The organism is Rhodopseudomonas sp. G2_2311 (assembly GCF_047501505.1).
In the GTDB taxonomy this organism is placed as follows: Bacteria; Pseudomonadota; Alphaproteobacteria; order Rhizobiales; family Xanthobacteraceae; genus Rhodopseudomonas; species Rhodopseudomonas palustris_H.
Window position 1 is genome coordinate 94,538 of the sequence record NZ_JAZDRK010000010.1, and the last position, 13,323, is coordinate 107,860.

At 64.6% G+C, this 13,323-nt stretch carries 14 protein-coding genes; 2 read left to right on the top strand and 12 right to left on the bottom strand.

The features are described from left to right. Positions 1-130: 130 nt before the first annotated feature. The 6 genes from VRZ08_RS14830 to VRZ08_RS14855 form a co-directional block, all read right to left on the bottom strand. Positions 131-1,936 (bottom strand): methyl-accepting chemotaxis protein, encoded by a 1,806-nt coding sequence (locus VRZ08_RS14830; protein ID WP_414533029.1) that lies wholly within the window; start codon positions 1,934-1,936, stop codon positions 131-133. Positions 1,937-2,004: 68 nt separating this feature from the next. After that, positions 2,005-2,493, bottom strand: a complete 489-nt coding sequence (locus VRZ08_RS14835; protein ID WP_263990125.1) for a chemotaxis protein CheW — start codon at positions 2,491-2,493, stop codon at positions 2,005-2,007. A 60-nt stretch (positions 2,494-2,553) separates the two neighbouring features. Beyond that, the gene (locus VRZ08_RS14840; RefSeq protein ID WP_414533030.1) at positions 2,554-3,024 is read right to left on the bottom strand and encodes a chemotaxis protein CheW; all 471 of its coding nucleotides are present in this window, start codon (positions 3,022-3,024) and stop codon (positions 2,554-2,556) included. Further along, positions 3,024-5,090, bottom strand: a complete 2,067-nt coding sequence (locus tag VRZ08_RS14845; RefSeq protein WP_414533031.1) for a chemotaxis protein CheA — start codon at positions 5,088-5,090, stop codon at positions 3,024-3,026. The genes VRZ08_RS14840 and VRZ08_RS14845 overlap by 1 nt, the downstream gene beginning before the upstream one ends. Beyond that, positions 5,087-5,452 (bottom strand): response regulator, encoded by a 366-nt coding sequence (locus tag VRZ08_RS14850; protein WP_011155711.1) that lies wholly within the window; start codon positions 5,450-5,452, stop codon positions 5,087-5,089. Before VRZ08_RS14850 ends, VRZ08_RS14845 begins: the two co-directional genes overlap by 4 nt. Beyond that, positions 5,452-5,775, bottom strand: coding sequence for a lipid asymmetry maintenance protein MlaB (locus tag VRZ08_RS14855; RefSeq protein WP_414533032.1), 324 nt, complete (start codon positions 5,773-5,775; stop codon positions 5,452-5,454). The genes VRZ08_RS14850 and VRZ08_RS14855 overlap by 1 nt, the downstream gene beginning before the upstream one ends. 286 nt (positions 5,776-6,061) lie before the next feature. Here VRZ08_RS14855 and VRZ08_RS14860 point away from each other — a divergent pair, with 286 nt between their 5' ends. Next, on the top strand, positions 6,062-7,204 hold the full coding sequence (locus VRZ08_RS14860) for an HD domain-containing phosphohydrolase (RefSeq protein WP_414533033.1): 1,143 nt from the start codon (positions 6,062-6,064) through the stop codon (positions 7,202-7,204). A gap of 39 nt (positions 7,205-7,243) precedes the next feature. Here the strand turns inward: VRZ08_RS14860 and VRZ08_RS14865 are convergent, their stop codons facing one another. From VRZ08_RS14865 to coxB, 3 genes are read right to left on the bottom strand one after another with little or no spacing between them, the layout of a single operon-like run. After that, positions 7,244-7,585, bottom strand: a complete 342-nt coding sequence (locus VRZ08_RS14865) for a hypothetical protein (RefSeq protein WP_414533034.1) — start codon at positions 7,583-7,585, stop codon at positions 7,244-7,246. Beyond that, the gene (gene ctaD / locus VRZ08_RS14870; RefSeq protein WP_414533035.1) at positions 7,582-10,116 is read right to left on the bottom strand and encodes a cytochrome c oxidase subunit I; all 2,535 of its coding nucleotides are present in this window, start codon (positions 10,114-10,116) and stop codon (positions 7,582-7,584) included. Before ctaD ends, VRZ08_RS14865 begins: the two co-directional genes overlap by 4 nt. After that, positions 10,113-10,766, bottom strand: coding sequence for a cytochrome c oxidase subunit II (gene coxB, locus VRZ08_RS14875; protein WP_414533036.1), 654 nt, complete (start codon positions 10,764-10,766; stop codon positions 10,113-10,115). Before coxB ends, ctaD begins: the two co-directional genes overlap by 4 nt. A gap of 63 nt (positions 10,767-10,829) precedes the next feature. Between coxB and VRZ08_RS14880 the strand changes: the two genes are divergently transcribed. After that, positions 10,830-11,312, top strand: coding sequence for a DUF2231 domain-containing protein (locus tag VRZ08_RS14880; protein WP_164571432.1), 483 nt, complete (start codon positions 10,830-10,832; stop codon positions 11,310-11,312). Here VRZ08_RS14880 and VRZ08_RS14885 read toward each other — a convergent pair. The 3 genes from VRZ08_RS14885 to VRZ08_RS14895 form a co-directional block, all read right to left on the bottom strand. Next, the gene (locus VRZ08_RS14885) at positions 11,276-11,770 is read right to left on the bottom strand and encodes a CopD family protein (protein ID WP_414533037.1); all 495 of its coding nucleotides are present in this window, start codon (positions 11,768-11,770) and stop codon (positions 11,276-11,278) included. The two genes, VRZ08_RS14880 and VRZ08_RS14885, sit on opposite strands and share 37 nt — an antisense overlap. Beyond that, positions 11,767-12,528 carry a cytochrome c oxidase assembly protein gene (locus VRZ08_RS14890; RefSeq protein WP_414533038.1) on the bottom strand — a complete coding sequence of 254 codons (762 nt, stop codon included), beginning with the start codon at positions 12,526-12,528 and terminating at the stop codon, positions 11,767-11,769. The genes VRZ08_RS14885 and VRZ08_RS14890 overlap by 4 nt, the downstream gene beginning before the upstream one ends. 448 nt (positions 12,529-12,976) lie before the next feature. Next, positions 12,977-13,156: a hypothetical protein gene (locus VRZ08_RS14895; RefSeq protein WP_107342404.1), complete on the bottom strand. Its 180-nt coding sequence runs from the start codon at positions 13,154-13,156 to the stop codon at positions 12,977-12,979. Positions 13,157-13,323 lie beyond the last annotated feature (167 nt).

Sequence of the window (13,323 nt, forward strand, 5' to 3'; positions counted from 1 at the left end):
TTCGTCTCGCATTCAACACCGGCTCCGTCGTGGCACGACGGCCTGCCGGCGTTCCTCGAAGGTGAACGCCCGACCCGGGCGTTCACCGTTGTTTCGCCCGGGAGTGCGGGACCCTGGCCCCGCCTCTCCCTTAGCGCTGGAAGTCAGCGTCGCGATCGTCTTCGCCGTCACCGAGCGCGAAGGCGAAGCCACCCCCGCCCGCGGCCTTGAGCTGACGCTGCGGCTTGGCAGCCGGCTTCTTGGTGCCACGGTCGACCGAAGCCATATGGGCCGCCTTGGCACGGAGCTGGTTGACGGCCTTGTCGATCGTCCCGCCATGCGCCTTCGACTTGTCCTGGTCGATGCGGAAGAACGCGATGGTCGACTGCAGCTGTTCGGCCTGCGACGCGAGTTCTTCCGAGGTCGAAGAGACTTGCTCGGAGGCGCTGGCGTTCTGCTGGCCGACCTTGTCGAGCTGCTGGATCGCCTGGTTGATCTGCGACGAACCGACATCCTGTTCGCGGCAGGCCGAGGAGATCTCCTGCACCAGCTCCGAGGTCTTCTTGATGTCCGGCACCAGCTTGGCGAGCATTTCGCCGGCTTCCTGCGCGACCTTCACGGTCTCGCCGGACAGTTCGCCGATTTCGGTCGCCGAGGCTTGGCTGCGCTCGGCGAGCTTGCGGACTTCCGAAGCGACCACCGCGAAGCCCTTGCCGTGTTCGCCGGCGCGGGCGGCTTCGACCGCGGCGTTGAGCGCCAGAAGGTCGGTCTGGCGAGCGATCTCCTGCACGATGGTGATCTTCTCGGCGATCGTCTGCATCGCCTGAACGGCTCGGCCGACGGCGGCGCCGCTGGCTTCGGCATCCCTGGCGGACTGCGCGGCGATCTTTTCGGTCTGGTTGGCATTCTCGGCGTTCTGCTTGATGTTCGCCGCCATCTCTTCCATCGACGAGGAGGCTTCTTCAGCCGACGACGCCTGCTCGGTGGCGCCCTGCGACAGCTGCTCGGCGCTGGCCGACAGTTCCTGGCTGCCGGCGGACACGTTCTGAGCCGCAGTGAGCGCTTCCGACACGATCTGGCGCAGCTTGTGGATCATCTGCTCCAACGCGATGCCGAGGGTGTCCTTGTCGGACAGGCGCTTGGCGTCGGCGGTGAGGTTGCCCTCGGCGATCTCGTTGGCGACAGCGGCGGTGGCATTCAGGTTGGCGGTCATCGCGTTCAGCGACTTCACCAGATCGCCGACTTCGTCGTCGCTGGAGACGTCGATCTTCTGGCTGAGATCGCCGATCGCCACCGCGTTGGCGAGTTCCACCGCCCGCGACAGACCGCGGCTGATGTTGAGCGCGATCCAAGTTGCGGCAATCAGTGCAATTACCAGCGAGGCAACGACAAGGCTGATCAGCATGAGCTGGGCTCGCGCACCGTCCTCCTTGGCCTGCTCCGACCGATCGGACATGACCTTCCGGACGTAGGTGATGTACTCGTCGAGAACGGCGGTCGCGTCGACGACTGCCTTTCGAACCTCTGTCGTCGACAGTTCGGTTGCTTTCGCCTTGTCGGATTTAGCGGCGCGGAGTGTCTGATCCTGACTGCTGTTAAGTCGCGGATATAATCCAGCGAACTTATCGAGAATCCTCTTGCCATTCTCAGTAGCGCCAGCGTGGACTTCATCCCGCGTCTGCATCAGCTTTGCGCGAATGCTGGCGATTTCCGCAACGTAACGATCAACCTCGCTCTCCGCGCTCGAGAGAATGGCGTTCTTTTCGGCACGAACCTGCTGCAGCAGCAATTCCTTGAGATGACTTGCTTTGTCCATGCGCTCCGCTGCCGCCGACAGAACCGTCGTCGTCGCGGCCATTTCACTAAGCTTCGAATATGCGAGCGCACCAGCGATCGCGGACAGCAGGATCACAACGCCGAAAGCGCTGGCCAGCTTTAGTTTCACAGTCAGTCTCATTTTCGACGTTCCTTCGGGTCGACGTTTTTTGAATCAAACTCACGCAACAACAGATCCGAACCGGCGGCCTAGGCTGCCAGATCGTTAGACGGGGCCACGGCTGCGCCGGCCGACACGTCGGTGCCGGCCATCAGGCGCGCCAGATCGAAGATGATGACGAAGCGATCGCCTTTGCGACCGATGCCGGCGATGTAGTCCGACTTCCACTTGCCGCCGACGTCGGGGACCTGCTCCAGCGAGCTCTCCTCGATGTCGGTGACTTCGTAGACACAGTCGGCGACGAAGCCGACGCCGACGACGCGGCCGGCGACGGGCACGTCGAGAATGATGATGCGGGTCGCCTCGGTCGGCGGCACCGCCGGCAGATCGAGCTTCAGCCGAAGATCAAGAATCGGATAGCCGGTCCCGCGCACGTCGATCATGCCGAGCATGAACTCCGGCGCGTGCGGCAGCCGGGAGATCGGCCGCATATCGAGGATTTCGCGAACGTTGCGGATCGCCATTCCGAACGTTTCTCCGGCGAGTCCGAGCGTCAGATATTGCGCGGTTTCGGCCATGTCTTCCTCACTTCAACGCTTGTTGGCGGCACGTACTGCCGGATGTCTGACCGAGGGCGCTCAATTCAGGATCCGTTCCATGTTCGGCACGACGACGAATTCCTCGCGCCATTTGGTGATGAAGCGGATGTATTCCGGCTTCCAATGCATGCCGACACGCGGGGTCTGCTGTACGTCGGTGCGCGAGATCTCGGTGACTTCGTAGACGCGGTCGGCACTGACGCCGACCAGCACCGCCTCGTTGTCGAGGCGGACTTCGAGCACCACGATGCGGCTGTCGGGCGTGTGGGTCTGCACCGGCATGCCGAAGCGGATGCGTAGGTCGGCGAACGGAATGACATTGCCGCGGACGTTGATCACCCCCGGCACGAACGCCTTTGCGCCGGCGACCTTGGTGGCCGGGATCGGATCGATGATCTCGCGGACGAGGCCGGCGTCGATCGCGAACTTCTCGTCGCCGAGTCCGATCATCACCACCTGCATCGCGTCGGCATCGCCGTCGGTTGCGCTTTGAACCCAATCGTTACTCATCAGGCGGCCTCGCTGATCTGCTTTTCGGACTGGGCTTGGGCGAGGCCGACGAGTTGCACGACGTCGAGGATCAGCGCTGCCGTTCCGTCACCCAGGATGGTGGCGCCGGAGAACATCGTGACGTCGGAGTGCAGCTTCGACAGTGATTTGATGACGGTCTGGTGGTTGCCGATGATCTGATCGGCCACCAGACCGACGCGGGTCTCGCCGGTCGAAATGATGATCGTCTTCTGGTGCTGGTCCGGTTCGCCGTCCGCGTCGAAGATTTGGCGGAGGCGCAGGAACGGCACGAGATTGCCGCGGACGTTGAGGAAGTTGCGGCTGCGCGAGCGCTCGTCCTCGGCGGTGAGTTCGACGCACTCTTCCACCGCGGACAGCGGAATGATGTAGCGGCCGCTGCCGACGCGGATCAGCAGACCTTCGATGATCGCCAGCGTCAGCGGCAGGCGCAGCGTGACGGTGGTGCCGTCACCCGGGACCGTCGACAGGTCGATCGATCCGCGCATGTTCTCGATGGTGCGCTTGACCACATCCATGCCGACGCCGCGCCCCGACAGCGCCGAAACGGTCTGCGCCGTCGAGAAGCCGGGGTGGAATAGGAACTGATGGATTTCCTGGTCGGAGGCGGTAGCGCCCGGCGCGATCAGTCCCTGCTCCTCAGCCTTGGCGCGGATGCGCGCGGTGTTCAGCCCGCCGCCATTGTCCTTCACGGTCACGAGGACCTGCGCGCCGGCATGCACGGCGGCGAGTTCGATCCGGCCCTGCTCCGGTTTTCCGGCGGCAACCCGCGCGGCCGGCGCTTCAATGCCGTGATCGATCGCGTTGCGGATCAGATGGACGAGCGGATCAGCCAGGCACTCGATCATCGTCTTGTCGAGTTCGGTGTCCTCGCCCGAGGTGATGAACTCGACCGGCTTGCCGAGATCGCGCGACAGATCGTGCACCAAGCGCCGGAAGCGGCCGAACAGCGATCCGATCGGGACCATGCGGGCGCCCATCGTGGTGTCGCGCAGGCTCGAGGCGAGGCGTTCGATCTCTTCGGCGATCAGCTTGATCGAGATATCGTTGCCGGAAGCTGCGAGTTGGGTCAGGCGCGCCTGAGCGATCACCAGCTCGCCAACCCGATCCATCAGCTCGTCCAGCCGTTCGGCCTGAACCCGGACGGTGGCAATGCCGCGATCGTCGGCGCGGCGGGGTTCGCCGCTGCGGCGCTCCACAGCCGGCGCGGCTGAGGGAGCCGTTGCGGCCTGCGGCGCGGGCTTCGCCTCCTCCACATCTTGCGGCGGCTCTGGCGGCAGAATGGAAACGTCCGGCAGCTCGAGCATCGGCACTGGCTGCGGCGCTTCGCCTTCGAACAACGGCTCAAGCGACAGCTGCATCTCGTCCTGGACGAACATGAAGACGTCGTCGATCGCGGCCTTGTCGCAATCCGAATGCAGCGAGACGTCCCACTTCAGATAGCAATCCTCGGGCACCAGCTCGTCGAGGAACGGAATGCCGTCGGTCAGCGGCATCGCAAAGCAGGAGCCGAGCTTGCTGAGGTCGTCGAGCAGATCGAGCGGGTTGGACCCGTTACGCAGAATCTGGGAGTCGAATTCAAAGCGGAGATGCCAGCCGACCTGGCGGCGCTCCGCCGCCGGAGTCGGCGCAGGCGCCGATACGGCCGGCGACACCGGTGCTTCGACGGCCTCAGTCGGCGAAACGAACCGGCTGAGATCGGCGAGGATCGCATCGCCGATGATCGCATCGGTCTCGTCCGGCGTTTCGATCAGCGCGCGGATGAAATCCTTGGCGGCCAGCGCGACCGAGACCAGATCCTGGGTCGGCTTGATCTCGCCCTTACGGACGCGCTCGAACGCGGTCTCGAATTCGTGGGTGAAGGTGGCGACCTTGTCGAACCCGAACATCGCGCCCGAGCCCTTGATGGTGTGCAGGGCGCGAAACGCGGAGTCGACCAGCTCGCGGTCGTCGGGATTCTGGCCGAGATCGAGCAGCGCTGCTTCCAGCACCTCGAACAGCTCGGCCGCCTCTTGGCGGAAGACAGCTGCCGGATCGATCGTGGTCATGACCGCACCAGCTTGCTCACTACGGAGAGCAGTTGCTCCGGCTTGAACGGCTTGGTGATCCAGCCGGTGGCACCGCAGCTCTTGGCCTCTTGCTTGACCGCGTCATTGGATTCGGTGGTGAGAAACACGATCGGCAGGCCGACCAGGTTGGGTTGCTTGCGAAGCGCCTTGATCAGTTCGAGGCCATTCATCACCGGCATGTTGAGGTCGGTGATGACGAGGTCGACCTTGGTGGCCTGCGCCTTCGACAGGCCCTGGGCGCCGTCGCCGGCTTCGACGACGCTGTGGCCGGCCGGCTCGAGCGTCACCTTGATCATCTGGCGGATGCTGGGGGAATCGTCGACGGTCAGGATCGTGGCCATTACGAGCCACCTTTCTTTTGCGGGAAATGCTTGTCGATTATTTCGTCGCCGGCGAAGCCGGCACGCTGAATGGTGTTGAGGAGGACCTCGGAGAGCTCAGTCAGCACCACCGGGCGGCCCTGGGCCTCTCCGGTCTTGGCGGTCGACAGCAGAAGCTGGATCGAGGTGAGATCGGCCCTGTTCACTTTTGAACAGTCGATCTCGAGCGGACCTTCGCGGCCGAGCGCTTCCTGGATCGTCTCGTGGATACTTCGGATGGAAGAGATACTACAGTCGGAAGGAAGCCGAAGCGCGGCTCCCGCTTCGGTGGGATTGAACGTCATTGCTATCCCCAGCCGCGAGACGACTCATCGTCTCTGCGATTACTTTGTCGATACAGGAAAGCGTGACGTCTAATTATTAAGATAGTGTACTACGCACCGCTAAACTGCATTCGTGCAAACCTCATGGCGACCGACGCATAGCTTCGGCCTGGAGACACGATGAACTACGAGGCAATTCCCGATTTTAGTATTAGATCAAAAGATACGCAGGTTACGGACGCTTAGTTCGGACTTAACGGATAACTGTTAGGTTGAATTTCGACGCACGTACTGTGAGTTGCACAATATGCTCATTCAAGCACTGGTTGTTGACGACAGTCGGTCCGCGTTGGACTACTTGAAGCGGACGATCGAAGCCGACGGCCAGGTTCAGGTGATCGGCTTCACCGATCCGGTGCTGGCTCTGGCCTCCGCCCGCAATCTCGACATCGACATCGTCTTCGCCGACTATGAGATGCCGAATATGGACGGCATCAGCCTGATCTGGCGGCTGCGCTCGCTCCCCAAATTCTCCGACATTCCGATCGTGATGATCACCTCGATCGAGAGCGACGAGGTGCGGCTGCAGGCACTGGACGCCGGCGCGACCGATTTCCTGCCGAAGCGGCCGAAGAGCCTGGAGACCCAGGTCCGGCTGCGCAACATGATCCGGCTGGGCTCTGCGGTCCGAAAGCTGAACGACCGCGCCGCGCTGCTGGCGAGCGAGGTGGCGCGCGCCACGCACGCACTGCAGGAGCGCGAGGAAGAGATCATTCTTCGGCTGGCGCTGTCGGTCGAGTATCGCGACAACGACACCGGTGATCACACTCTCAGGGTTGCAAAGTACAGCCGGATGATCGCGGAAGGATTGGGACTACCGGAACGGCTGTGCCGCGACATCTATCTGGCCGCGCCGCTGCACGATGTCGGCAAGGTCGCCACCCCCGACCATATTCTGCTGAAGCCGGGCAAGCTGACGCCGGACGAGATCGCCGTGATGCAGACTCACACCACGATCGGCGCATCGATCCTGGCCGGCAGCCGGTGCGAACTGATTCAGCTCGCCGCCGACATCGCGGTCGGTCATCACGAGCGCTGGGACGGCAAAGGCTACCCGAACAAACTGAAGGGCGACGAAATTCCGATCGCGGCCCGGATCGTCGCGGTCGCCGACGTGTTCGACGCGCTGGCCACCGCCCGCCCATATAAAGAGGCGATGCCGCTGCCGGTGGCGCGACAGCACCTCGAGAACGGCCGCGGCCTGCACTTCGACCCGGCTTGCGTCGACGTCTTCCTGACGCGCTGGGACGAGGTGGTGGCAATCGCCACCAAGCGGCTGAAGCTCCATCCAAAAGACGGCGCGCCGCTGCAGCCGTCACTCACCCCCGACGCGCAGGAGCCGACCATCACATTACCGACGCCGGAAGTGACCTACACCGTAGCAACCTGACTGTTGTCCGGCGCCGTGACGTCGGACGCATCTCTTGCTTTATAGGCAGGGCGTCGCCACAAGAATCACGGCCCCGGTCCAGACCGTTGCGGCGATGGCCGCCGCGGCCGATCCGATGGCGGCCCGTCGCAAGAATCTGGACGTCCGAGCGCTCGCGTCCGATCGCAGTCGCACGCAATAGATCAGCAGCCCGGCCAGTGCCGCCAGATGGACCAGCCAGATCGCAAGCAACGTCAGCCGCAACGGCGTGACGCCGCCGATCGCATCGTGTTGCCAGCCGAACGCACAGCCAAGCGACAGCGCCGCATACAGCAGCGTGAAGGCCGACGCCCAGATCACGAAGCCGGCGGGGAGCAACAGCAGCGCAAGCCGCGGCTTCATGATGTTATTCGCATCAGCAGCGGCAAGCCGTACACCATCAGCACCACCGTGACGGCGATGGCGGCGGTGAAGCCTGCCCAGATCGCACCCAGCCTGAGATCGAGGCTGCGGGCCAGCGATACGAAACCGGCACGGCTCCGCCACAGGCCGAAGCCAGAAAACATCAGCCCGACCGCAGCGTGCAGGCCGGCATAGAGCAGCATCACCAGGGTGACGGCCGCATAGGCGTGCCGCGTCGGATCCGGCGCGGCCGATATAATGACAGCGCAGCCGACCAGCCCGGCGATCTGCCCAAGGCCGGCGAACACAAGCGCGGCCTCGCGCCGGTTGGCGCGCGCAAGGATCCGCCGCGTCGTCGCCAAATGGCTGGCGGCCAGTGCGACCGCGAGCCCGGCGATGGTCAGCGCCGTCCCCCATGGTGACCAGGACAGGAACTCCGGCGGCGGCCAGTTGGGGGCGACGACCCACAAGAACAGCAACCCGAACCCGAGGGACGCAAAAGCCGTGGCGTCTGCGGCGAGCGCCAACCAAAGCGCCCACAGCGCGGGTGGCGAGGCCGCCTCGCTGTGCAGCACCGCAGTCTCGCCATTGCCGACCGGGAGCGGCCCGCGATCGCAGCGCCCGCCGGACGAGGGCGCCCAAAGCAGCAGCGTCGCAATCACTCCAACCAGCGCACCGACCGCCACCAGATAGAGTTTGAACAGAACTGCCAGGAAGAAGACACCGGTCGCGACCGCGCTGACCAACGGGAGAAAGCTACGGTTCGGCAAGCGGACAATCTGCTCGATGCGGCCCGAGATCGGGTCGACCCCGAGCGTCTCCAGCGCCTGGTCACGGACGAAGCCGAGATAACCAGCACCAGCCGCCAGCCTGGCGCCCAGCTCAGCCTGCTCAGCAAGCGGGAGACGCGACGCCACCAGCGGAAGAGACGCAAAATTGTAGCTCGGCGGCGGAGTCGCGGTCGCCCATTCCAGGGTGCCCGCGCCCCAAGGATTGCGATTGCAGCGTTTGCCGTGCCGCCAATGCATCAGCACGTCGACCGTGAACAGCGCAAAGCCGATCGCCATGATGAATCCACCGATCGACGACAGCAGGTTCGGCCACTCCCATCCGGTCTCCGCGCCATAGCTGGTGATCCGGCGAGGCATGCCGAGCAGGCCAGTCCAGTGCATCACCAGAAAGGTCAGGTTGAAGCCGATCAGGATCAGCCAGAACGCAGGTGCGCCGAGGCTATGGCGCGGCACACGCCCGGTAAGGTGCGGCAGCCAATAATAGGTCGCCGCCAGGATCGGAAACACGAAGCCGCCGACCAGCACGTAGTGCAGATGCGCGACCACGAAATGGGTGTCGTGCGCCTGCCAGTTGAACGGCACGATCGCCAGCATCACGCCGGTGAGGCCGCCGATCACGAATACCGAGAAGAAGCCGAGCAGATACAGCATCGGCAGTTTGAGCTGCGGCCGCCCGGCGGCCAGCGTGCCGAGCCAGGCGAAGATCTGAACCGCGGTCGGTACCGCCACCGCGGTGCTGGCCGAGGAGAAGAATGCCAGCGCCAGATGCGGAATCCCGACCGTGAACATGTGGTGGACCCACAGCCCGAAGCTGAGGAACGCCAGCGCCACCACGCTGACCACGATCCAGCCGTAGCCGATGATTTCCCGTCGGGCGAAGGTCGGCAGCATGGTCGACACCATGCCGGCGGCCGGCAGGAAGATAATGTAGACCTCGGGATGGCCGAACAGCCAGAACAGATGCTGCCAGAGCAGCGCGTCGCCGCCGCGGGTCGGATCGAAAAACGGCAGACCGAATGCGCGCTCCAGCTCCAGTAGCACGGAGCCCAGGATCAACGGCGGAAACCCGACCAGCATCATGAAGGCGGTGACCAGCAGATACCAGGCAAGCAGCGGCATCTTGTCGATCGACATGCCGGGCGCGCGCAGCTTCAGTATCGTGGCGATGATCTCGATCGCCGCCGAGATTGCCGAGATTTCCACGAAGGTGACACCGATCAGCCAGATGTCGGCGTTGATGCCCGGGCTGTAGGTCTTCGATGTCAGCGGCGTGTACATGAACCAGCCGCCATCCGGCGCCAGCCCGATCGCGAGCGCGATCACCAGGATCGATCCGCCGAACAGGTAGCACCAATAGCCGTAGGCGCCGAGCCGGGGAAACGCCATGTCGCGGGCACCGAGCAGCTTCGGCAGCAGGTAGATCGCAAACCCTTCGAACATCGGGATCGCGAATAGAAACATCATCACCGTGCCGTGCATGGTGAAGATTTGATTGTAGACCTCCGGACCGAGAAACGCGCTGCGCGGCGTCGCCAGCTGCGCCCGGATCAGCATCGCCAGCACGCCGCCGATGCCGAAGAACACGAAGGCCGTCAGGATGAATCGCCGGCCGACGATGTTGTGGTTCACCGCCGACAGGCGAGCCCAGCCGGGTGGCGTACCCCACACCGCTTCGAGCTGCTTGTGCAGCCGGATCGCAGCGATCGGAGGCCGGGGCCGATGATCGATGCCGTCCGTCATCGGCGATCCCGCGGCAGTTCGGCCAAGCGGCCTTGGTAACTGTCGTCGGCATGCGCCGTGACGCGGAAATCCATCGCCGTGTGGCCGCCGCCACAGAACTCGGCGCAGACACCGTGATAGCTGCCGGGCCGATCGGCGCTCAGCCGGATGACATTGATGTGGCCGGGGATCGCGTCGATCTTGCCGCCAAGCCGCGGGATCCAGAAGCCGTGGATCACGTCGGGGCTGGTAACATGCAGGTCGACCGGACGCCCGACCGGCAGATGCAGTTCGTTCACGGACACGCGCGTTCCGCCGGCTGTCGCCGGATAGCGGAAGGTCCACTGCCACTGCCGCGCTTCGACCTCGATCCGCGTCACCTCGGCGGCACGCGGATGCGCCAGCAGCCGTTCGCCGGTCAACAATCCGAAGCCGAGCAACGGCATCAACACCATGACCGGCAGCACCAGGCCGCCACCCGCCAGCCACAGCTTCGGCCTGTCCGGCGCAGCGCTGCGCCGAACAAACGCCCACAGCAGCAGCACCATCACCAAACCGAACAGCACCACCGCGCCGGCGAGCATCAGCCACCACAACTGCGCGATCGCCGCCGCCGATGGACCGGCGGGGTCCAGCGTCGACAGTGGACCGCCGCATCCGGCCAGCGGCATCGTGGCAGCGGCAACGATGCAACCGGCGCGTCCTCGCCGCATTACCGAGCGAAGAGGTGAGCGATGCCCAAATCCGTTGTCGAGGAGATCAGCGAATACGACACCAGTTCGGTGGTGGCGTTCGCCGGCCATCCGGTCCACGCGATGCTGGTGGCATTTCCGATCGCGCTGGTGATCTCCACCTTGGGCTGCGACGTCTTCTATTGGTGGAGCGCCGATCCGTTCTGGGCCCGAGCCGGACTGTGGGCGAGCGGCTTCGCTTTCTGGCTCGGCGTCGCGGCCAGCATCGCCGGCACCGCCGAGCTGTTGCTGGTCAAGGGCATCCGCCAGCGAACCACGAGCTGGACCCATGCAGTCGCAGGCGTCACGCTGGTGTCGATCGCCGGCGCGAATTGGGGATGGCGGTTGGTGAACGAGGACCCGGTGCTGCCGGTCGGGTTGATGATCTCGGCGCTCGGCACCGTGTTCGTCGGCCTCGCCGGATGGCACGGCGGCAAGTTGGTTTTCGATCACGGCGTCGGCCTGATGGTCTCGACCAACGACTGAAGTCCGCCGGGCTGCGTGAGCCAGGTTGGCAGGCCGTTCGGCGACAACTCGGGCTTGGCGAGGACCAGCGTCAGGATGCCGGTGATCGTAGCCAGCGTCGCGGTCGTCATGATCCAGCGCCGCCAGGCCGCGTAGTGCCCATGTGCGCCGAATAGATTGAGGATCAGGTAGCCGCTGCGAATGTGGATCACCACCAGCAGCCCGACCACGACCAGCTTCAGCATCATCCAGGCCGTGAACGCCTCGCGGAGGAACAGGAGCCAAGTGCCCGCCACCACGGCCACGAATGCCGCCGGCGATGTGATCTTGATGAACAGCGTTCGGGTCAGCCGGTGCAGTTCGGCCGCCGCGATCTCCGAAAGCCGGCTGCGGTGCACGAACAGACCGGGGAGCGCCAGCAGCCCGGCGCACCACACCATCAGCGCCAGGACATGAACGACTTTCAGCCACGCGATCATCGGGCCGGTTCATGGGCGATGATCGGGCGGTCGAGCCGCCGCGCCAGTAGAACCAGCGCGACCGCAAGATAGGGCAGCGACGCCGGCACCCACATGATCAGACCGGCGAGCTGCTGATCCTGCAGCGCCGACAGCCCCCACGCCGTGGTGACGCCGAGATGCGCGTCGTACAGCGGCGTCCGCGCGAACGTGATGACCGCGCCCAGCATCCCCATCTGCACGACCGATCCCAACAGCAGCCCGAGTGTTCGTCCGATCGGCGCGACCGGCGACAGAATCACCAGCCATAGCGCCACAGCGCTGCCGAGCAGGCTCAGCTCCATCACCCAGAACACCACGGGATCAGCCAACGCGGCCGCGTAGGGTGCCGGCGCGTGCCACAGCCACAGCAACACCGTATGGAGAATGAAGGCAGCAGCCGAAGCCCGCGCCAGCAGGTGCGCCAACTTGCTCCGCCTCCACGGCAGCGCGAGCAGCGGGGCCGCCACGGCGACCAGGACAACGTGATGAGTGACGCGCGCCGAAAACAGCGCCGATGTCAGCGCGCATAGTGGCGAGACAAAAAGCACGGCCAGGAGCGCCCAGCCAAGCAGGGGCGCCACGTACGCCTTACGACCGGTAGCCTGCGACGATCGAGTCACCATCCCGAGATGAGCCGAGCTTCCGACCACCAGGGCAGCGATCAGCGCCGGATCAAGATTCCATCGGGCGATCAGCTCCGCAGGCAGCGGCGCCAATCCGCAATACGGCTCGATCATCGCGTCTTCCCCAGGATCGCGAGCACTGTCTTGCGAGCGGCGCCGACAGAAACGGCCAGCGCGATCGATGGCGGGCGCCGCTCAGCGGATTCGCTGGAGGCAACGTACAGGTGCGAGCAGGGATGCCAACGGAAGCCGGCGGCAAATCGCCACGCGGCGGGGTCGCCATCACGACGCCCGGCGCAGCCGGGAACGTGACGGCCTTGCTCCGATAAAGGGAAAGCGCTCGCTCCTCGCGCGTGGATGCGCAGGCGCCAACGATCGAGCGAAACGGTTTGGGCCGTCAATGAAGTGACAACGGCAGCAGAACTGGCCGAGCGCGTTCGTCGCGTGATCCGACGATCACTCACTCACGCTGGGCGAGCTCGAACTTCGCAGACGTCGATCTTGGGGGAGCTCAGAATAGCCGCCTCGCTGACGCATCACCGAGGCGGGCCAAGTGGGAGCGTCAAGCCGCGAGGTCGGCCCGCAGCTGCGGCAACAATTTGGATTCCTCGACGAAATCCAGCGCGCCATTGATCTCGACCGCACACATCCGGGCGGCATCCCGATTCACGAAGATCGCGCGGACGACGCCGCGCCGTCCGTTGTCCTTGCAGACTTCGTCGCCAAGCTTGAATTGGTTCATTCACACACTCTCCGAAAAGAGCCGGTGTTACGCATCCAGCCCGATCTCCTTCCTGGCGCGGAAAAGGTTAACGCCTCGTTAACCTTAAAAAGACGCAAACGCCGACGAGCAGGCAAGCCGGCGCTTGGAGCTTGCGATGCACGAAGGGTACCGCCCGCACGGCCAAG